We start from the raw sequence: 19,523 nt of genomic DNA on the forward strand, positions 1-19,523 counted from the left end.
GCTGAATCCCCCTGAACCAAGGCCGGGTGCCACGATCAACCCGTGGCACCCGGCCTTGTCCCTGTCCTCCGCTTCCCCTCGGCCGCGCGAGCCCCCGCCCGCCCCCCGGCTACCGTTCCCCGTATGCGCATCGTCTCCCTGCTCCCCGCCGCGACCGACATCGTCGTCGAACTCGGCCTCGGCGACGCCCTCGTGGGCCGTACCCATGAGTGCGACTGGCCGCCGGAGGTGGTCGCCGACGTACCGGTGGTGACCGGCGCGGAATTCGACCCGGACGCGCTCAGCAGCCGGGAGATCTCGCGGGCCGTCGGCGGCGCCGCGCACCGGGGCTCGTCCCTCTACACCCTGGACGCCGCGCTGCTCGCCGAGTTGGCGCCCGACGTGGTCCTCACACAGGACCTCTGCCAGGTCTGCGCCGTCTCCTACGGCGCGGTCACCGACTCCGTACGCGTGCTGGACGGCGAAGGACCGCGCGTGATCAGCCTGGAGCCGAAGACCCTGCCCGACGTACTCGCCTGCGTGCGCCAGGTCGGTGACGTGCTGGGCGTTCCCGAGGCCGCGGCCCGCAGGACGGCGGAGCTGGAGGAGCGGCTGGCGGCGGTACGGGAGCGGGTGGCGGGCCGCCCCCGGCCGCGGGTGGCCGCCATCGAATGGCTGGACCCGCTGTGGCCCGCGGGGCACTGGGTCCCGGAACAGATCCGCTGCGCGGGCGGCGAACCCCTGCTCGCGCGACCGGGCGAGCACACCGCGCCCATGGAGTGGACCGCGCTGCGGGAAGCCGCGCCGGAAGCGGTCGTGCTGCTGCCGTGCGGCTTCCCGCCCGAGCGCACCCTGAAGGAGGCCGGCCTGCTGACCGGCCACCCCTCATGGGCCGACCTGCCCGCCGTGCGCGACGGGCGCGTGTGGGTCCTGGACGGACCCGCCTACTTCAACCGGCCGGGACCCCGCGTCGTGCGCGGCGCCGAAGTCCTGGCCCACGCGCTCCACGGCGTCGAACCGGCGGAACCGGTCACCGCCGCGGAAGCGCGCCCGCTGGCGGGAGCCGGTCAGCTCCCGTACCGCAGGTAGACCGTGTCACCGAGGTGGACGGTCGTGCCGCGCGAGGCGGCGATCGGCGCCGAGCCGTCCAGGCTCGACTTCCACGTCGCCGTACCGGAGTTGACGGTGCCGTTGAGCGCCGTGACCGTGCCCGTGCCGGTGGCGGGCGTGACGGCGGTGACGCAGCCGCCGGGCGTCGCGGACGACGCCGCCGCGTCCAGGACCGTACCGAGCGTCGTGGACGTACCGGTCGCCGCGACCGGCACCGAGCACACCTTCAGCGAACCGCCGCCGTTGTCCACGACGAGCGCGAGCTTGCTGGTGGAGCCGCTGGTGAAGTCGGTGGTGGCGGCCCAGGTGGGCGCGCCGGGAGTGACCGGGGCCGGGGGAGTGGCGGTGAAGCCGCCGCCCGCGACCGCGCGGACCGCGTCGATCGAGGCGTACGCCGACGGGCTCGTGTCGGTGGGCAGGTAGCGGAAGCCGCCGCCCGGACTGAACTGCTGGGCGAGCAGGAAGTCGACCGGCGTCTTGCGCGCCGCGGTGGTGAAGTCCGTGCCCTGCGCGTTGAATCCGCAGGCGTTCAGGCCGGAGACGGCCCAGCCGTTGGAGTCGGTGTTCGCGCCGAACATCGAGGTGAAGGCGCCGGTGGCGTTGACGAGTTTGCCCTTGAGGAAGTTCTTGCCCGCGACGACGGCCGTGTCGGTGTTGGGCACCCCGGCCGAGCACAGCGACGCCAGGGTCGCGCCGGTCATGTCGATGTCGCTCGCGGCGCCGAGCTGTGTCGGATCGCCCGCTGCCTTCGAGAAGTTCCAGCCGCCGTCGGTGTGCTCGTTGGCGCGCACGACCGCCACCGACGCGTCGAGCAGGGCCTGCGGCACGCGCTGCCCGCCCGATTGCGTCTTCGCCCCGGCCAGCGCCAGCAGCCCGAAGACGGTGCCGTTGAAGTTGGCGGGCGGCCCGAAGTAGCCGGGCGAGGCGGGCTGCCAGTACGAGGCGATGTCCGCGATCAGATTGCGGCCGGTGCCGACGCGGGCCGGATCGATGCCCGCCGCGTACGCGTTGAGCGCGCCGCGCTCGTAGTCCGTCACCACCGGCGACGCGGACGGCCACGCGGCGGTGGCCAGCAGATTCCGGTAGACGGTCCTGGCGTTCTTCGTGGTGTCGCCGCCGGGAGAGACGTCGGCCGCCGCGGTGCCCGCGGCGGCGAAGGCGCTGAACGCCCACTCGTTGGACAGACCGCCGCCCGCGTACGAGCCGTCGGCGGCCTGAAGCGACTTCAGATAGGCGACGCCGTTCGCCTTGGACGTGGCGATCTGCGCCGGGGTCGAGGTCGCCCGCGCGGGCGCGGTCGCGGAGAACAGCAGGGCTCCGGCCGCCAGCGGTACGGCGACGGCGAGTGCCCGGCGCCGGGCGGTGCGGGAGGGCACGGTCACAGGAACGGTCATGGGTGGAGGACTCTCCTTGGAAGGGGGCGCCTCGCGCCCCGGCACACGGCTGTCCTCACGACCGGCCCGCGCCGAGGCGGTCGCCGCCCGAACGCGTGGTCAGGCTTCCGCACGTGCTGCGTCTCCGAGCGGGTGATCGGGCTCGGACCACCGCGAAAGGCGGCCCCTACCGTTGCGCGTCAGCTCCGGACTCTCACCGGATTCCCCCAGTCGGCGACCAGCCGAGGCTAGCGCAGCACGCGCGTGACGTAAGGGTCGCGGGGGAGTGGTGAAGGCAACTGCCCGCCACGTTGACGGGGCACACGCCGACGTGGTGCTATGAAACGTATTTCCGATTCAGCAGCCAGGGGAAGCCGGTCCAAGTCCGGCGCTGACCCGCAACCGTAGGCCCTCCGAGAGGCGGGCGAGCCGGATCACCTGCGCTGAGCAGCAAGTCACGATCGCCGTCGAGGACTACGGCACGGACGACAGGACGGCCGCGTCAACCGCCAGGCCGCCTCGCCTCCGCGGCCCGCCCTCCCCGTCGGCCGACCCGGGGGGCCACCCGTGCTTCGTCTTGTCCCGCGCCGCCGTCACAGACGGCCGCGCATCGTCGTCCTGCTCACCGCGGCGGCGCTGACCTTCGGCAGCCTCACGGCCGGACTGGTCTCGGTGGCGACCCCGGCGGGCGCGGACCCGATCGGCGACTGCACACCCACCTCGGGGGCGATCGTCGCGGTGGACTACGGGCACTGGAACGGCCCGGTGCTGCGCGGCTGCGACGCGCACCCCACCACGGGCATGAATCTGCTGCACAACGCCGGATTCACCACCACCGGCACCGTGCACGACGGCCCCGGCTTCATCTGCCGGATCGGCAACGACGGCTTCGACAGCGGCACGCAGTACCCGACGACCGCCGACGAGGCGTGCGTCCTGACCCCGCCCGCGAACGCGTACTGGTCGTTCTGGATCGCGCCCGCGGGACAGGACACCTGGACGTACAGCCCGCTCGGCGCGCTCGGCGACCACCCGCAGGACGGCGAGGTCGAGGCGTGGGTGTTCGGCCCCACCGACATCGGCGGCAGCACCGGCGGTCCCTCGTTCACACCGGACTCCGTCCGCGCCCACGACACCACCACGCCGCCGACCACCCCGCCGACCACGCCCCCGACCGGTCCCGGCGGACAGGCCGACACGGCGGCCGCGGCCACCTGGCTGACGAGGCAACTCACCGACGGCGACCACGTCTTCGACGGCTGGGGCACCGACTTCGGCGCCACCGCGAACACCGCCATCGCACTCGCGGCGGCCGGCGGCCCCGACGCCACGATCCGCGCGATCGACGCCTTTCTGACGGCGCACGCCGACGACTACCTGCTCCCGGACTCCACGGTCACCGTGCCGAGCCCGGCCGCGGCGGCCAACCTGGCGCTGCTCACCGAGATCCTGGGCGGTGACCCCACCTCCTTCGGCGGCCACGACCTGCTCAAGGACCTGACGGACAACGTCTGCGCGGCGGCCGGAAGCCTCGGCAACTGCACCGCGGCCGGTGACTTCCACGGCGCTTTCTCGCCCGGCACCCAGGCCCGCGCCCTGCTCGCGCTGGCCCGCGGCGGCGCCACCGTGCCGCGGCCCGCCGTCGACCGGCTCACCGGGATGCAGTGCGCCGACGGCGGATTCTCCGGCTCGATGCTCTCGCCCGGCGAGCGCTGCACGTCCGATCCCGGTTCGACCGCCGACGCCGTCGTCGCCCTCAAGCACCTGCCCGGTACCGGCGACGTGCTGGACAAGGCGCGGGCGTACCTCACCAAGACGCAGTCCGCCGACGGCGGTTACCTCGCGTACGAGGGGGCGTCCTCCGGCGACACCGGTACGACCTCCTCCGCGGCCCAGGCGCTGACCGTACTGGCGCAGACCGACCGCGCCGCCGCCGCCCGCTCCTGGCTCGCCGCCCGGCAGACCGACGGCGGCGGTTTCGCCTCCGACGGCTCCGGCGGCACCGACCCGGACCTGTACGCCTCGACCGCCGCCGTCCTCGCCGTGACCTCCAGCGACCTCGGCAGCCTCACCTACGGCGACACCCCGACGAGCCCGCCGACGACGCCCCCCACCACCGCGCCGACGACCCCGCCCACGACCGCGCCGACCACCCCGCCCACGACCGGACCGACCACCCCGGCCGCGGCAACCCCCGACCTGGCCAAGGGCGTCGCGTACCTCATCAACCGCGGCAATCTCGTGGACGGCCACTACTACGAGTCCGGCGCGGGCCAGAACACCGGCTTCGCCGACTTCGGCCTGACCGTCGACGGCGTGCTCGCGCTGGCCGCGACCGGCGGCGCCGACGACACCCTCGCAGGGATCACCGACTTCCTCCAGCACGGCAAGGACGGCTCCGGCCGCGGCATCGACGACTGGACGCTGATCGGTACCTCCTACGCGCAGGGCGGCTCGCTCGCCAAGGAGGCCGTCGCGGCCGAGGTCACCGGCAACGACCCGCGCGCCTTCGGCGGCCACGACCTGATCGCCGCGCTCGACGCCACCGTCTGCGCCGCGGCCGACACCTCGGGCGGCTGCGCCGCCAGGAACAACTACGCCTACGCCACCTCGGTGTTCTCCCAGTCCCTCGGCGTCATCGCCCAACTGCGCGCGGGTGACACCGCCAAGGCGGCCGGGCCGGTCGCGTACCTGGAGAGCCTCCAGGACTCCAGCGGCGCCTGGCCGAGCCTGATCCCGGCCGCCGGCGACCAGGACGTGGACAGCACGGCGATGGCGATCATGGCCCTCGACCTGGTGCCCGGCGACGCCGCGGCCAAGGCGGTCGCCAAGGGCGCGGCCTGGATCGCGAGCAAGCAGCTCGGCGACGGCGGCTTCCGGGGCGCGGCCGGTGACTCCGTCAACTCCGCCGCCCTCGCCGTCCAGGGCCTCACCCTGGGCGGCACGGGGTACCGCGCGCAGATCGCCAAGGCGCGCGCGTTCCTGGCCGCGCAGCAGAACGCGGACGGCGGCTTCCGGGTCGCCTCCGACACCGACCAGAAGCAGTCCGACGTACGCGCCTCCACGCAGGCCGTCGGCGGCGCGGTCGGCACGTCCTTCGGCACCCTGCTGCGCGACCTCGCGGACCAGAAGGCGGCGGCCGAAGGGGCCGCGTACCTGGTCAAGCAGCTCGACGGCAGCGACCACCTGGCCAGCACCTACGGCCCCGACTACGGTCTGACCGCCGACCTCGCCCTCGCGCTCGCCTCCACCGGCGGCCAGGACCCGACGCTGACCAAGGTCACCGGCTACCTCGCGGGACACGTCGCGGACTACGCCGACCCGGCGGGCACCTCCGCCTACCCCGGCCCGTACAGCGGCGCCACCGCCAAACTCGCGGTGCTCGCCCAGGTCATGGGCCAGGACCCGCGGCACTTCGGCGGCTTCGACCTGATCGGCACGCTCAGCGGCCACGTCTGCACGGCCGCCGCCGAGGACGGTTCCTGCACCGCCCCCGGCGACTTCGACCAGGCGTACTCGACGGTCTCCCAGTCCCTCGGCGTCCTCGCCCTGGCCCGCGCGGGCCAGACCCCGCCCGCCGCCGCCGTGAACCGGCTGCTCCAACTCCAGTGCGCGGACGGCGGTTTCTCCTCCACGCTGGACGCGCCGGGCGCCGACTGCGCCTCCGACGTGGACACCACCGGCTACGCGCTCCAGGCGCTCGTCCTGGTGCCGGGACACGCGGACGCGGTCACCAAGGCGCGTACGTATCTCGTCAAGGCCCAGCAGTCCAGCGGCGGTTACCAGGGCGCGGCGGGCGTCAGCAGCAACTCCACCGCGCTCGCCGTCCAGGCGCTGCTCGCCACCGACAAGATCCGGCCCCAACAGGCCCGCGACGGGCAGAAGTTCCTGCGCACCACCCAGAACAAGGACGGCGGCTTCCGGATCACCGCCGCGGCGGGCGACTCCGACCTACGGTCCAGCACCCAGGCCGTCCCGGCACTCGCGGGCACCCCGCTGACCACGCTCACCCACGCGCTCGCGCCCATCGCGCCCTCGGGCGGCGGCTCCACCGGCGGATCGTCCGGCTCTTCCGGCTCCGGCGGCTCGTCCGGCTCCGCGGGCGGCACGGACTCCGGCGGCAGCGGCGGCTCGCTGGCCGCCACCGGCACCGGCGTGCTCGCGGCGGCCGGTCTCGCCGCGCTGCTGCTGGCCCTCGGCAGCGCGCTGACCGTACGGCGGCGGCGCACCGCACAACAGGGCGGGAGGCACCAGTGATCCACGGCATTCGGCCGGCCCATGGCATGCGGTCAACGGCCCGGCGGGCGGCGCCTGTCGCAGGCGCGTCCGGCCACCCACGGCGGCCCGGCGCACGATCGGTCCTCGCCCGTACGGTCACCGCGCTCGCGCTGACGCTCGCCGCCGTGTGCGGCGGGCTCACCGTGGGCGCGGCGCCCGCGATGGCGACCGCGCAGCCGATGAGCGCGTGCACGACCACCAAGGGCGTCGTGCTCGCGGTGGACTTCAGCCACTGGGGCGGCCCGCTGCTGCGCTCCTGCGGCACCACGCCCACCACCGGCTACACCCTGCTGAACCAGGGCGGCTGGGCCACCACCGGCACCCAGCACGACGGCCCGGCCTTCATCTGCCGGATCGGCTACGCCGGTTACCAGGGCGGCAAGCAGTATCCGACGTCCAAGGACGCCCCCTGTGTGCTGACACCTCCCGCGACCGCCTACTGGTCGTACTGGCACGCCGACGCGGGGCAGAACACCTGGTCCTACAGCCAGTTGGGCGCGATGAGCTACCACCCCAAGCCCGGCAGTGTGGACCTGTGGATCTTCGGCGCCACCAACGTCGCGGGCACGCAGGGCCGTCCGACGTTCTCACCCGACAGCGTCCGGGCGCACAACACCACGTCCGGCGGCGCCACTTCAGCCCCGCCCAGGCCGACCAAGCCCGCCGGTACGCACACCACCGCGGGCTCGGTGCCCGGGAAGACCTCACGACCGGCCGCCACCACGCCGTCCGCGACCCGTACGACACCGGCCACCACCTCGGCCCGGCCCACCGCGACCCCCACCGGCACCGCGTCCGCGAGCACCGCGCCGGGCACGGGCACGGCCACGGGCGGAACGCCGTCGCCAGGGCAGCCCCGCACGCAGGACGCGGAGCCGACCGCCGCCGCGAGCCATTCGTCCGGCTCGGTCCTGCCCTTCGCCCTGACCGCGGCCGTCGTGGCCGTGATCGCCGGATTCATCGTCGTCAGGACCCGGCGGCGGCGGAACGCGGAGTAGCGCGTTGTCCACCGCCCCGCCTCCGTCCCCGACCGGCGGTCCCGCGCACGCCGCCGCGGTACCGCCGCGCGCCGCCGCCTCCCCGCACACCGGGCGGCGGCTGCCGCGCACCCTGCACCCGGTCGCCTGGTGGATCTGGGGCATCGCCCTGGCCACCGCGGTCAGCCGCACCACCAACCCGCTGCTGCTCGGCCTGGTCCTGGTCGTCCTCGGCTACGTCGTCACCGAGCGCCGCACCGACGCCCCCTGGGCGAAGGGCTTCAAGTACTACCTGTACCTCGCGCTGACGGTCGTCGCGATCCGCGTCGTCTTCCGCTGCGTCTTCGCCAGCGGCATCACACCCGCCGACCACATCATGTTCTCGCTGCCGCACATCCCGACTCCCCACTGGTACGCGGGAATTCAGCTCGGCGGCCCGGTGTCGCTCGAGGCCACCCTGTCCGCCGCGACCGACGGACTGCGGCTGGCCTGCCTGCTGTGCTGCATCGGCGCCGCGAACACCCTCGCCAACCCCAAGCGGGCCCTGCGCGTCCTGCCCGGCGCGCTGTACGAACTCGGCGTCGCCGTCACGGTGTCGCTGAGCGTCGCCCCCCAACTCGTCGAAAGCGTCCAGCGGGTGGCGCGCGCCCGACGGCTGCGGGCCGACCGGGCCAAGGGGCTGCGGGCGCTGCGCGGCATCCTCATCCCCGTACTGGAGGACGCGCTGGAACGCTCCCTGCACCTGGCCGCCGCCATGGACTCGCGCGGCTACGGCCGGGCCGGCACCGCGACCCGCGCCTCACGCCGTACCACCGCCGTCCTGATGCTCGGCGGCATGCTCGGCCTGTGCACCGGCATCTACGGCCTGCTGGACGGCACCACACCGCGCGCGCTCGGACTGCCCGCCATGCTCGGCGGGTCGCTGCTGTGCTGCGCCGGACTCGCGCTCGGCGGGCGGCGGATACGGCGCACCAGCTACCGACCCGACCCCTGGCGGTCCGCGGAGTGGGTGGTCGCGATGTGCGGCGTCGCCACCGCCACCGTGCTGTTCCTGACCGTCGGCTACAACGCCGCCGACCTCAACCCCAGCCTGTATCCGCTGCGTTGGCCGTCACTGCCGTGGCTGCCCGCCGCCGCGATCCTGCTCGCGGGCACCGCCGCCTTCGCCGCGCCGCCCCCGCCGCGCGGGTCCGCCGCGAAGAGAGCGAAGAGCGCGAAGAGCGCGAGAAACGCCACGGCCGGGCGCTCCGCCGTGCCGCCCGGCGGAGCCGCCGCGACCGCCACCACAGCCGAAACCGCCGAAACCGCCGACAAGCCCAGCGAGGCCCTGCTGTGATCCGATTCGACCAGGTCAGCGTCGTGTACGCGGGCTCCGAGCAGCCCGTGCTGCGGGACGTGGACCTGACCTTGGAGGAAGGCGAACTGTGCCTGGTCGTCGGCAGGACCGGCGCGGGCAAGTCCACGCTGCTCGGCACGGTCAACGGCCTGGTGCCGCACTTCACCGGCGGCACACTCGCGGGCCGTGTCACCGTCGACGGCCGCGACACCGCGTCGTACCCGCCGCGTGAACTCGCCGACGTGGTGGGCGTCGTGGGCCAGGACCCGCTCGCCGGATTCGTCACCGACACCGTCGAGGAGGAACTGGCCTATGTCATGGAGCAGTTGGCAGTCCCCGCCGACGTCATGCGCAAGCGCGTCGAGGAGACCCTCGATCTGATGGGCCTGGCCGACCTGCGGCACCGCGCGCTGAGCGAGCTGTCCGGCGGCCAGCAACAGCGCGTCGCCATCGGGTCCGTCCTCACCGCCCACCCCAAGGTCCTGGTGCTGGACGAGCCCACCTCCGCGCTCGACCCGACCGCCGCCGAGGAGGTCCTCGCCGCCGTGACCCGGCTCGTGCACGACCTCGGGGTGACCGTCGTGCTCGCGGAACACCGCCTGGAGCGCGTCGTGCAGTACGCCGACCGCGTCCTGCACCTGACCGGCGACGGCACCGTCACCTCCGCGCCGCCGTCCGTCGCCTTCCGTACCGCCTCGGTCGCGCCCCCCGTGGTCGACCTCGGCCGCCTGGCCCGCTGGGAACCGCTGCCGCTGTCCGTGCGCGACGCCCGCCGCGCCGCCGTCCCCTTGCGCGAACGGCTCGCCGGACGCCCGGTGCCGCCGGTCCGCGTCTCGCACGGCACGGGCACACCGCTGCTGACCGCCAGCGGGATCGTCGTGCGCTACGGAGACGTGGTCGCGGTCCGCGAGGTGGACCTGGAGCTGCGGGCCGGTGAGGTCACCGCGCTGATGGGCCGCAACGGCTCGGGCAAGTCGTCCCTGCTGTGGGCGATCCACGGCGCCGGGCCGCGACAGGGCGGAACCGTACGGTTCGCTCAGGGCGCGGACCCGGCCGCACCCGAGCCGGGGGCCTCTGCGCGGCGGTTCGGCGGACGGCGTACGACGTCGGGACCTGAGCGCCGCCGCGTCGGCCTGGTCCCGCAGACCCCCACCGATTTGCTCTACCTGGAGACGGTCGGCGCCGAACTGGCCCAGGCCGACCGGGAGTCGGCCGGGGCGGCCCCGAGCGCCGCGCGGGCGATCCTCGACCGGCTCGCGCCCGGCATCCCCGACGACACCCACCCCCGCGACCTGTCGGAAGGCCAGAAGCTCTCGCTCGTGCTGGCCATCCAGCTCACCACAGCCCCCGACGTCGTCCTGCTGGACGAGCCGACCCGCGGCCTCGACTACCAGGCCAAGCAGGCCCTCATCCGGATCGTGGACGCGCTCGCCGCCGAGGGCCGCAGCGTCGTGATCTCCACGCACGACGTGGAGTTCGTCGCCGCGAGCGCCGACCGCGTGATCGTCATGGCTGAGGGCGAGACGGTCGCCGACGGCCCCACCGCCGATGTCATCGTCGCCTCACCGGCCTTCGCACCGCAGGCCGCCAAGATCCTCGCCCCGCTGCCCTACCTGACGGTCGGTCAGGTCGCGGACGCGCTCGCGGAAGCCGAGGCGAAGTGATGGCCACGGCCAGGACGGGCGCCACGGACACGAGCGGGGGCGCGGGCAACGGCAAGGGCGCGGCCGGGCGTTGGACGGGCCGTACCACCGCCGTCCGGATGCACGCGACGGCCGTCGTCACCATCGTCCTGGCCGCCTTCATCGGCCTGGTCGCCTTCTTCTGGCCCTTCGTCGTCGCCCCCGGCCGCTTCGGCACCTCCTACGCGCCGCCGCTGATCTTCGGCGTCCTGCTGATCCTCGTCCTGGCCGTGGTCTTCGCCCAGATCGCCGACGGCGGCATCGACGCCAAGGCCCTGGCCATGCTCGGCGTGCTGTCCGCCGTCAACGCCGCCCTGCGCCCGCTCGGCGCGGGCACCGCGGGCATCGAGACCGTCTTCTTCGTCCTCGTGCTCGCGGGCCGCGTCTTCGGCCCCGGCTTCGGCTTCACCCTCGGCTGCACCTCCCTCTTCGCGTCCGCGCTGCTCACCGGCGGTGTCGGACCCTGGATGCCGTACCAGATGTTCGGCTGTGCCTTCGTCGGGATGCTCGCCGGGCTCCTCCCGCGCGCCCGCGGCAAGGCCGAGATCCTGATGCTCGCGGCCTACGGCTCGGCGTCCGGCTACCTCTTCGGCTTCCTGCTCAACCTCTCCTTCTGGCCCTTCTCGCTCGACCCCGGCAGCTCCATCGCCTACCTGCCGGGCCTGCCCTTCACCGAGCAGTGGCACCGCTACCTGGCCTTCGACGTGGCGACCTCCCTCGGCTGGGACACCGGCCGCGCGGTCACCAACTTCGTCGCCATCCTGCTGGCCGGCCCCGCCGCCCTCATCACCTTCCGCCGCGCCGCCCGCCGCGCCAACTTCACCGCCCCCATCCACTTCGCCCCGCCCGCCCCGCCCTCTCCGCCCGCTGGGTCCGCTCCGGGCGCGGGCGCGGACGAGACGTAACCCGTACTGGTCTAGCCTGGCTGTCCCCGACGGACGCGCGGGACGCGGGACGTAGGACGTGGGAGAAGGGGCTGGGGGCGTGGAGCTGGTGTTCGCGGGGCGGGTCGTGGAGTGGCGCGGACCGGCGCCGTACTACTTCGTGCCCGTGCCGGAGGAGGAGTCCGCGGACATCCGCGAGGTGGCGACGACGGCCTCGTACGGGTGGGGGGTGATCCCGGTGCTGGCCCGGATCGGCGGCACCGATTTCGCGACCTCGCTCTTTCCCAAGGACGGCGGCTATCTGCTGCCGCTCAAGAACGCCGTGCGCAAACCGGAGGGGCTTTCCGAGGGGGACGACGTGACGGTGGAGATGACCGTCCGCCTCGACACGTAGGGAAGGCGATCCCGTGCCGAATCCCGCCGAATCCCCGGACCGATTCCCCGGACCGAATCCCCGGGCCGATTCCCCGGCGCCGATCCGGTACGGCACTTTTGCGCGGCCATTGCCGTGCCGACAGCGGTGAACCACTAGCGTTACGGCCTGTGAGTACGAGTATCCGGTTTTCGCCGTCCGCGGCTCCGCGCCTTGCCGGTTCGGTCGCCTTCGGGGCGGTGGTCGGGGCGTGCGTGGGGTCGTCGACCGACACGCCGCTGGGAATTCTCTCGGCCATCGCGGCCACCGAGTCGTTCTTCGTCGTGGTCGGCTGGTGCGTGCTGTGGCCGATGGACGCCGCCGCGACCCGCCACAATTCGCGGCGCGAGGACCTGCGACCGCTCGCGGAGGAGATCGTGGTCGTCGCGGTCGCGCTCTGCGGCCTCATCGGCATCGTCGTGTTCCTGCTCGGCAACTCCGACACCGCCCATGCCGCGACCGCGCTCATCGGCGTCTTCATGGCCTGGGCCGCACTGCATCTGATGTACGCGGCACGGTACGCGTATCTGTATTACGAGGAGTCCGAGGGCGGGATCGATTTCAACTCCGAGGACGAGGCCCCGGCCTACCGCGATTTCTTCTACTTCAGCTACAACCTCGGCATGACCTACCAGGTCTCCGACACCGACGTCTCCAGTTCGACGATCCGCGCGGTCGTCCTGCGGCACACACTGCTGTCGTATCTGTTCGGTACGAGCATTCTCGCGACCGCCATCAACCTCGTCGCCGGAATCTTCACGCGGTGAGCGCACGGCACTTGCCCTGGCGCCTGTCCTGATACCTGCCTGACGCCTGCAATGTCCTGACCCTGCACTGTCCTGACACCTGCGGTGCCCTGACGCCCGCACTGACACGTGCCCGGCACCGCGCGACGCCTTCCGCGCGGTGCCGGACACGTGCCGGAGGGTCAGCGGCAGCCCACTCCGTAGGTGCCATTGCCGGAGTCGGCGGCCGGGTCGCTGGAGACGGACAGCCCGACGTACGGGTGATCGCGGTCCGGGGTGAACGTGTACCGGTCCGTGAAGGTGTAGCTCTGCGCGCCCTTGGGGAACTGGGCAGTCTGCCGGGCCAGCGTGACGGCGCCCTGCGGCTTGCCCGTGGCGCTGTGCCACCACGTCAGGTGCAAGGCGCCCGCCTCGGTGCCGTCGTAGGTGACGTACACCGTGGCGGTCGCCGTGCGGCGCTTGCCGGTCGGGCAGTCGAAACCGGTGACGGCGATGGACGCCACGTGCGGCCCGGCAGCGGGCTTCCCGGTCGTCGTCGGGTCGGCCGAAGGGGTGGTCGGCGCGGTGGTGGGCGGCGTGCTCGGCGTGCCGGTGGGCGTGCTCGACACGGTCCTGCTGGGCGTGACCGCCGTCGTCGGTGTGCCGGTCGGCGAGACGTTGACCGTGGGCGACGCCGACAGGCTGACGGTGGGGGACGGGGTGGCGGGCGCGGTGGTCGGCGTCGTGGCGGTCAGCGACGTGACGGCGGTCGGCGTCGGGCCCGCCACGGGGGTGTCGTCGCTCTTGTTGCCGGTCGCCACCGCCGTGACGGTCACCGCGCCCGCGATGATCACGGCCGCCGCGACGACGGCGAGGACCTTCGCGCGTCGGCTGAAGCGGGGTGCGGGAGCCTCGGGGCCGCCCGCGGGGGCGTGGTGGGGCGCGTGCTTGGGCGGTACGGGCGGCGCGCCAGCCCCGGACGCGGCGGACGCGGCCACGGCGACCGGTACGGCGGCGGCCTGCGGCTGCTGGGCCGCTTCCGCCGCCGCATCGCCGGACGGCGCCGCCAACAGGACGACCAGCGCGGCGAGTTCACCGCGCCCGCGCTCCTCCCAGTCCTCGCCGTAGGCGGCGACGGCGACCGCCTCGGCCTCGGCGGCGAACTCGGCCGCGCTCTGCGGCCGTTCCGCCGGGTCCTTCGCCAACCCGCGTGCGAGCAGCGGCCGTACGGGCTCCGGAGCCTGCTCGGCCGGGACCGGCGCCTCGGCGTGCTGGGCCGCCGGTTCCGCAGCCGTGGCACCCGCGTACGGCGGCGCGCCGGTGAGGCTCTGGTGGAAGACGGCCGTCGCCGCGTAGACGTCGGAGGCCGCGGACGCCGGGGCGCCCGCCCACCGCTCGGGCGCGCTGTAGGGGGTGCCGGAGGGTACGGCGTCCGGCTCGGCGTTCGCCTCCGGCTGATCCGGGGCGGGAGCCGCCGGTTCGGCGTCGGTGAGCTGGACCGCGCCTTCGGGGGTGAGCAGGACGTTCTCGGGCGTGTCCGGCTCGGCGTTCGCCTCCGGCTGATCCGGGGCGGGAGCCGCCGGTTCGGCGTCGACGAGCTGGACCGTGCCTTCGGGAGTGAGCAGGACGTTCTCGGGCGCGATGTCGCCGTGGGCTCCACCGGCCTCGTGGGCTGCGGCGAGCGCGACCAGCGAGCCCTTGAGGACGACGAGCGCCGCCTCGGGCGCGAGCGCGCCCTTCTCCTGGAGGAGGGCGACAAGTCCGGTGCTGCTGACCGGAGTCGGCGTCCCGGCCGCGGGCTCCTGGGGCTCCGGGGCCTCGGCCGGGGCCTGGGACGGCACCGCCTTCGAAGCGGCCGGTGCCGTCTTCCGCCCCTTCGCCGGGGGCCTGGTCCCCGTCGCCTTCTTCGCCGCGCCCGCGGGCGGGGCCGCCGCCGCGGTCTTCCGTGTCTGCGCCGTCTTGGCCGCGGTTCTCGCGGGTGTCTTCGCGGGCGCCTTCGCCGGAGTCCCGGCCGGTGCCTTGGCCGCCGTCTTCGCGGTCTTGGCGGCCTTCACGGCGGGCTCCTCCGCCGCCTGCTTCTGTGCCGCCTTCGCCGCCGCGGCTGCCATGGGAGCGGCCTCGGGCTGCTTCTGAGGCTCCGTCACCTCGCTTGCGGTGGCGGGTACTTCGGCCGCCGCGGTCTTCTCGGCGGGCTTTGCGGCAGCGCGCTTCGGCGCGGCCTTCGTGGGCTTCGCGGGCTTTGGCGCCGCCTCGGACGGGGCGGCTTCCTGAGCGCCGCCCTCGGGCTGCGCGTCCGCCACCGCCTCCGTGCCCCCTGCCGTGTCCGCTGGCGTCTCCGCTGCCGGCTCCGCTTCCGCCCGGGCGGGAGCCTGGGCGCGCTTACGGGGCTGCGCCGCAGCCTTCCGCGCCCGGGCCATGGGCCTCGGGCCCGGCTGCCGCTGTCCGGCCGGCTTGCCGTCCCCGGCCGTCGCGCCGTCCTCGCCGGGTATGCCCGTGCCGTTGTCGTCGTCCACCTGATTCCGCCCCTCGCGCTGCCCCTTGAGGAGGAGCCGCTGTGCGCGGCACCTCGACGCCCTGTTCCGTACTCGGATTTCCCACCGCCAGCCGGGCCGATCTGCCGGGGGTCACGGCTGTCCGCCCGAACTGCCCCTTCCACGGGAGGGCCGAGCGCCGAAGACGCCGACAGGGGACCGGGGTTCGCCCGGGAACCGTGGAGGAGGTGCCGTGAGGATCAAGAGGGTACTGGTGGCCGGGCACCAAGGGGAGATCGGGGCGGCCCTCATCCCGCCCCCGCACCCCCCTTTGCCGGACAGCCAGGGGCATATGCCTCGCCGATCCCCCGCCTACGCGTGTCCCCCGATGCGGACGGTACGCACGGGGCGGCGGCGACGACGGCGCGGGCGCGGAACAGACGCTCGGCGCGGCCGGGTTGGGCCTTGCCGCCGTATCGGCACCGGCACCGGCACCGTGTTACTCGGTCCTTCAGACGACTGGCCGGATGGCGTGAGCCAGGGGGCGGGCCGTCACGCGCGTGGCACCGTCGCCGTCCGGTTCGACCGCCCGGAGGGGGCAGCCTGTGCCGACGCGGTCGGTGAGTTCGGCGCGGAGGGTGGCGAGTTCGGCCATGCGGGCGTCGAGGAGGCGGATCTTCTCCTCGAACAGCGCGGAGAGCGCTACGGCGGGGTCCGGTGCCGCGCGCAACTCCTCGCCGGTCCGGGCGATTTCGGCCAGGGAGAATCCGAGCGTCTGCGCGGTGCGGACGTAGTGCAGCCAGGCCACCGACTCGGGCGGGAAGTCGCGGTAGCCGTTGGTGAGCCGTCGGCCCGTGACGAGGCCGACCTTCTCGTAGAACCGGATAGCGTCCCTGGTCATCCCGGTCTGAGCGGCCAGCTCTCCGATACGCATGCCGCGCCTCCCCCCTCGGCCGATGAGCTTGACCTTGGACCGTACTCCACTGTTTAGCGTGAGGCCGTCGCTGAGCCCCCCAACCGGCCGGAGCCTTCCCATGATTCGTTTCCACGCCCCCGCACGCCCCGCCTATCTCCGCGTCGTACGCGCGAGTGCCTGGTACGACCTCGCGGTCACCGTGGGGTTCGTCACACCGTGGACCTACGCGCGGGTGCACGACGCGCTGTCCTCGGCGGGCGACGCGCTCGGCTGGGGCGGCCTGCCCGAACTCGACGTGTGGCAGACCCTGTTCGCGAATCTGATGGGCTCTGTGGTGGTCGTCTGGGCTGCCCTCCGCATCGTACGGACCCTGCCCGAACACGGCCTGCTCGACGGCATCGCGCGCACCCTGTTCTCCGCGTGGATGGCGTACGCGCTGGCCCAAGGCGCCTCGCGGATCCTGTGGCTGTTCCTCGCCGCCGAGGCCACCTGGGGAATCGTCCAACTCACGCCCTGGCTGCGCCCCGCCGTCGACCACCGGACCGCCCGACCGGAACGCTCAGGGCTGGGTTGATCGCCAGCCGCCAGCCGCCAGCCGCCAGCCGCCAGCCGCCAGCCGCCAGCCGCCGGCCACGGCGGCCCTTCGGGGCGCGGACGGCCTACGGCCTACGGCTACGGCTGCGGCTTCGCGGTGGCGATGCGGTCGAGCCAGTCGCGCAGGAGGGCTTGTTCGGTGGCGGTGAGGGCGGAGGTCCTGGGGAGGACGGCGCGCAGGGCCACGGCGGCGGTGACGGGACCGGAGGCGGGGTCGGTGGCGGCCGGGGCGTCGGTGGTGATCGCGGCGATGACCGCTTCGCGGGCCAGGGCGGCCAGTTCCGGGTCGCGGCGGTCGGGCGGCAGGGAGATCAGCGTGTTGGTGATGCCCTGGCCCGCGGCCTGGACGAGCAGCGAGGCGCGTTCCTCGCTCACGCGCAGTCGGCCCGCCTCGGCGATCCGGCGGATGTGCCCGGCCAGCACCGCCACGCCCGCGACCTCGGCGGGCGTCGGCGGCACCGAGCCCCTGGTCCGCTCGTACATGACCTGGTAGAGCGCCGGGTTGGCGAGGCCGAAGCCGACGTGCAGGTCCCAGCCGGTCCGCAGGTCCGCCACCGGGTCCGCGCCCGGCTCCAGGTCCGTCTTGCCGGCCAGGTAGGCCGTGAAGCCGTCGGCCGCGACCGCGTCGAGCAGGCCCTGCTTGTCGCCGAAGAGCCGGTAGATCGTCGGTGCCTGCACTCCGGCCGCCGCGCCGACCGCCCGGGTCGACACGGCCTCCCGGCCGCCCTCGGCGAGCAGCTTGGCGGTGGCGGCGAGGATGCGCTCGCGCGGACCGTCCTCAGGGGCGATGTCTCCGACGCTCATGGTGTCGACGGTAACAGGAATCGCGTTAGCGGTGATTTATTATCGGTGCTAGCGTGTGAGTTGTTAGCGGTGATTCAGTGCTGCTCGTCCCGCCACCGGTACGGCGACACCTATCGGCATGTCGATCTGTCGACCGCGCGTCGCCCGTGCGCCGAGGCCGCGCAAACCCTCACCCACCTGGAGACACCTCATGATCATCGTCACCGGAGCCACCGGAAAACTCGGCCGGGCCGTCGTCGACCGGCTGCTCACCCGCGTCGCCGCCGAGGAGATCGGCGTCAGCGTCCGCGACCCCGACAAGGCGCGGGACCTGGCGGAGAAGGGCGTCCGCGTACGGCGGGGCGACTTCACGGACCCGGCGAGCCTCGCGCACGCCTTCGAGGGCGCTGCGCAGGTGGTGATCGTCTCGGCCGACGTTACCGGAGAGCCCGCCCTCGCCATGCACCACGCCGCGATCGACGGAGCCAAGGCCGCCGGGGCCGGCCGCATCCTCTACACCAGCCACATGGGCGCGAGCCCGACCTCCCTCTTCGCGCCCATGCCCGACCACGCCGCCACCGAGGCGGCGCTGCGCGACTCGGGCGTGCCGTGGACCTCCCTGCGCAACGGCTACTACGCCAGCTCGGCGATCATGCTGCTCGGCGCCGCCGTGCGCACGGGCGAGCTGGCCGCGCCGGAGGACGGCCCCATCTCCTGGACGGCCCACGCCGACCTCGCCGAGGCCACCGCGCGCGTGCTGACCGCCGACGACCGGTCCGTACGCCCGTCGGGTCCGACCGCGCCGCTCACCGGCTCCGAAGCGCTCGATCTCGCCGACGTCGCGGAGACCGCCGCCGAACTGTCCGGGCGCCCGGTCAAGCGCGTCGTCATCGGCGACGACGAGTACCGGGACCTCCTCGTCGGGCACGGCGCCTCACCCGCGCAGGCGGAACTGCTCCTCGGGATGTTCGCGGCCGGCAGGCAGGGCGAGTTCACCGCGGTCGACCCGGCGCTCGCCACCTTGATCGGCCGCCCGCCGACGCCGTTCAGGGACGTACTCGACGAGGCGATCACGTCCGCTGCCTGACGGCCGACCTCTCGGCCGCGTGCTCGTCAGCGCAGGAAGGCCGCCACGGTCGACACGAAACGCGCCGGGTCGTCGAGCCAGGGGAAGTGACCGGCGCCGGGCTGGACGGCCGACTCGGCGCGCGGGAACAGACCGGCGACCTCGGCCGCGGCGGAGGGCGGGGTGTTGAGGTCGACCTCCCCGGCCAGTACGAGGACGGGGGAAGTGAAACGCGCCAGGGCCGCGCGGGTGGCGGCCGGGTCGAAGGCGCCCTCGGAACCGAAGACCTCCCCGGCTTCCGCGTTCTTGTGCGCCTCGCCCGCGTCCCGGTGCGCGCGGGCCGCGTCGTCCCAACGCCCGTAGAAGAAGGGGTCGACGGCCCGGAACGTCCCGGCGTCGCCCTTGCCCGCGACGACCGCCTCCAGCGCGGCGAAAGCGGCCGGGAACCACGGCTCGCCCTCGCGCAGCAGCGCCGTCCCGCGCCGCGTGTCCCCGGTGACCGGGACATCGACCGCCTGGACGCTCGGCGTGATCAGCGCGAGCCGCCCGACGCGTTCGGGATGGCGGGCGACGTACAGCACGGCCAGATTCGTACCGGCGGAGTGCCCGAGCAGATCCGCCCGGTCAAGGCCCAGATGGACGCGGAGGGCTTCCACGTCGTCCACGAGCCGGTCGCAGCGGTAGGAGCCGGTGTCCTGGGGGACCGCCGAGCCGCCGGTGCCCCGCGGGTCCAGCAGGATCAACCGCCGGTGCGCGGTGAGACCGCCGAGGTCCCCGAGATACGCGCTGTCCTGCATCGGGCCTCCGGGCAGGCAGATCAGCGGCGGCCCCTCGCCGAGAGCGTGGTACGCGAGCCGGGTCCCGTCGGGCGCGGTGAAAGAACTCGTGGCGGTCGTGGCGGTCGTGGCGGTCGCGGTGGAGTCGGCGGTCATGGCGA

15 protein-coding genes and 2 riboswitches are annotated in these 19,523 nt (G+C 74.0%); of the genes, 10 read left to right on the plus strand and 5 right to left on the minus strand.

The annotated features are described in order from the left end of the window. The first annotated feature begins 123 nt into the window (after positions 1-123). Positions 124-1,068, plus strand: coding sequence for an ABC transporter substrate-binding protein (locus ACFY9V_RS25600; RefSeq protein ID WP_391163071.1), 945 nt, complete (start codon positions 124-126; stop codon positions 1,066-1,068). Here the strand turns inward: ACFY9V_RS25600 and ACFY9V_RS25605 are convergent. Next, positions 1,047-2,483, minus strand: coding sequence for a hypothetical protein (locus ACFY9V_RS25605; protein ID WP_391163073.1), 1,437 nt, complete (start codon positions 2,481-2,483; stop codon positions 1,047-1,049). The genes ACFY9V_RS25600 and ACFY9V_RS25605 overlap by 22 nt on opposite strands. Positions 2,484-2,592: 109 nt before the next feature. Continuing rightward, positions 2,593-2,739, minus strand: a riboswitch (cobalamin riboswitch). Positions 2,740-2,789: 50 nt separating this feature from the next. Continuing rightward, positions 2,790-2,923: riboswitch (cobalamin riboswitch) on the plus strand. Between the two features lie 106 nt (positions 2,924-3,029). Here ACFY9V_RS25605 and ACFY9V_RS25610 point away from each other — a divergent pair. The 7 genes from ACFY9V_RS25610 to ACFY9V_RS25640 all read left to right on the plus strand — a co-directional run bounded on the left by ACFY9V_RS25610 (position 3,030) and on the right by ACFY9V_RS25640 (position 12,798). Further along, a complete protein-coding gene (locus tag ACFY9V_RS25610; protein WP_391163075.1) occupies positions 3,030-6,719 on the plus strand; it encodes a prenyltransferase/squalene oxidase repeat-containing protein in 3,690 nt (1,229 codons plus the stop codon). 26 nt (positions 6,720-6,745) lie between these two features. After that, the gene (locus ACFY9V_RS25615; RefSeq protein ID WP_391163076.1) at positions 6,746-7,738 is read left to right on the plus strand and encodes a hypothetical protein; all 993 of its coding nucleotides are present in this window, start codon (positions 6,746-6,748) and stop codon (positions 7,736-7,738) included. A 100-nt stretch (positions 7,739-7,838) separates the two neighbouring features. After that, complete coding sequence (locus ACFY9V_RS25620; RefSeq protein WP_391163264.1) at positions 7,839-9,053, plus strand: CbiQ family ECF transporter T component; 1,215 nt, start codon at positions 7,839-7,841, stop codon at positions 9,051-9,053. After that, complete coding sequence (locus tag ACFY9V_RS25625) at positions 9,050-10,717, plus strand: ATP-binding cassette domain-containing protein (RefSeq protein ID WP_391163078.1); 1,668 nt, start codon at positions 9,050-9,052, stop codon at positions 10,715-10,717. The genes ACFY9V_RS25620 and ACFY9V_RS25625 overlap by 4 nt, the downstream gene beginning before the upstream one ends. Before the next feature lie 98 nt (positions 10,718-10,815). Continuing rightward, positions 10,816-11,640, plus strand: coding sequence for an ECF transporter S component (locus ACFY9V_RS25630; protein WP_391163265.1), 825 nt, complete (start codon positions 10,816-10,818; stop codon positions 11,638-11,640). A 79-nt stretch (positions 11,641-11,719) separates the two neighbouring features. Further along, positions 11,720-12,013, plus strand: a complete 294-nt coding sequence (locus tag ACFY9V_RS25635) for a DUF1905 domain-containing protein (RefSeq protein WP_355341469.1) — start codon at positions 11,720-11,722, stop codon at positions 12,011-12,013. Positions 12,014-12,162: 149 nt separating this feature from the next. Beyond that, on the plus strand, positions 12,163-12,798 hold the full coding sequence (locus ACFY9V_RS25640; protein ID WP_391045963.1) for a DUF1345 domain-containing protein: 636 nt from the start codon (positions 12,163-12,165) through the stop codon (positions 12,796-12,798). A gap of 161 nt (positions 12,799-12,959) precedes the next feature. Here ACFY9V_RS25640 and ACFY9V_RS25645 read toward each other — a convergent pair whose 3' ends face one another. Both ACFY9V_RS25645 and ACFY9V_RS25650 read right to left on the minus strand, forming a co-directional pair. Continuing rightward, the gene (locus ACFY9V_RS25645; protein ID WP_391163079.1) at positions 12,960-14,900 is read right to left on the minus strand and encodes a hypothetical protein; all 1,941 of its coding nucleotides are present in this window, start codon (positions 14,898-14,900) and stop codon (positions 12,960-12,962) included. A gap of 838 nt (positions 14,901-15,738) precedes the next feature. Then, complete coding sequence (locus ACFY9V_RS25650) at positions 15,739-16,161, minus strand: MerR family transcriptional regulator (RefSeq protein ID WP_391163080.1); 423 nt, start codon at positions 16,159-16,161, stop codon at positions 15,739-15,741. A gap of 100 nt (positions 16,162-16,261) precedes the next feature. On the opposite strand from ACFY9V_RS25650, the gene ACFY9V_RS25655 reads away from it, so the two are divergent. Then, complete coding sequence (locus tag ACFY9V_RS25655) at positions 16,262-16,717, plus strand: hypothetical protein (protein ID WP_391163082.1); 456 nt, start codon at positions 16,262-16,264, stop codon at positions 16,715-16,717. A gap of 98 nt (positions 16,718-16,815) precedes the next feature. Here ACFY9V_RS25655 and ACFY9V_RS25660 read toward each other — a convergent pair whose 3' ends face one another. Then, positions 16,816-17,541, minus strand: a complete 726-nt coding sequence (locus ACFY9V_RS25660; protein WP_391163083.1) for a TetR family transcriptional regulator — start codon at positions 17,539-17,541, stop codon at positions 16,816-16,818. A gap of 190 nt (positions 17,542-17,731) precedes the next feature. On the opposite strand from ACFY9V_RS25660, the gene ACFY9V_RS25665 reads away from it, so the two are divergent. Further along, positions 17,732-18,607, plus strand: coding sequence for an NAD(P)H-binding protein (locus tag ACFY9V_RS25665; protein ID WP_391163084.1), 876 nt, complete (start codon positions 17,732-17,734; stop codon positions 18,605-18,607). Positions 18,608-18,633: 26 nt separating this feature from the next. On the opposite strand, the gene ACFY9V_RS25670 is transcribed toward ACFY9V_RS25665, so the two are convergent. After that, complete coding sequence (locus ACFY9V_RS25670; protein WP_391163086.1) at positions 18,634-19,518, minus strand: alpha/beta fold hydrolase; 885 nt, start codon at positions 19,516-19,518, stop codon at positions 18,634-18,636. Positions 19,519-19,523 lie beyond the last annotated feature (5 nt).

This window comes from Streptomyces sp. NPDC008317 (assembly GCF_042955955.1).
Lineage (GTDB): Bacteria > Actinomycetota > Actinomycetes > Streptomycetales > Streptomycetaceae > Actinacidiphila.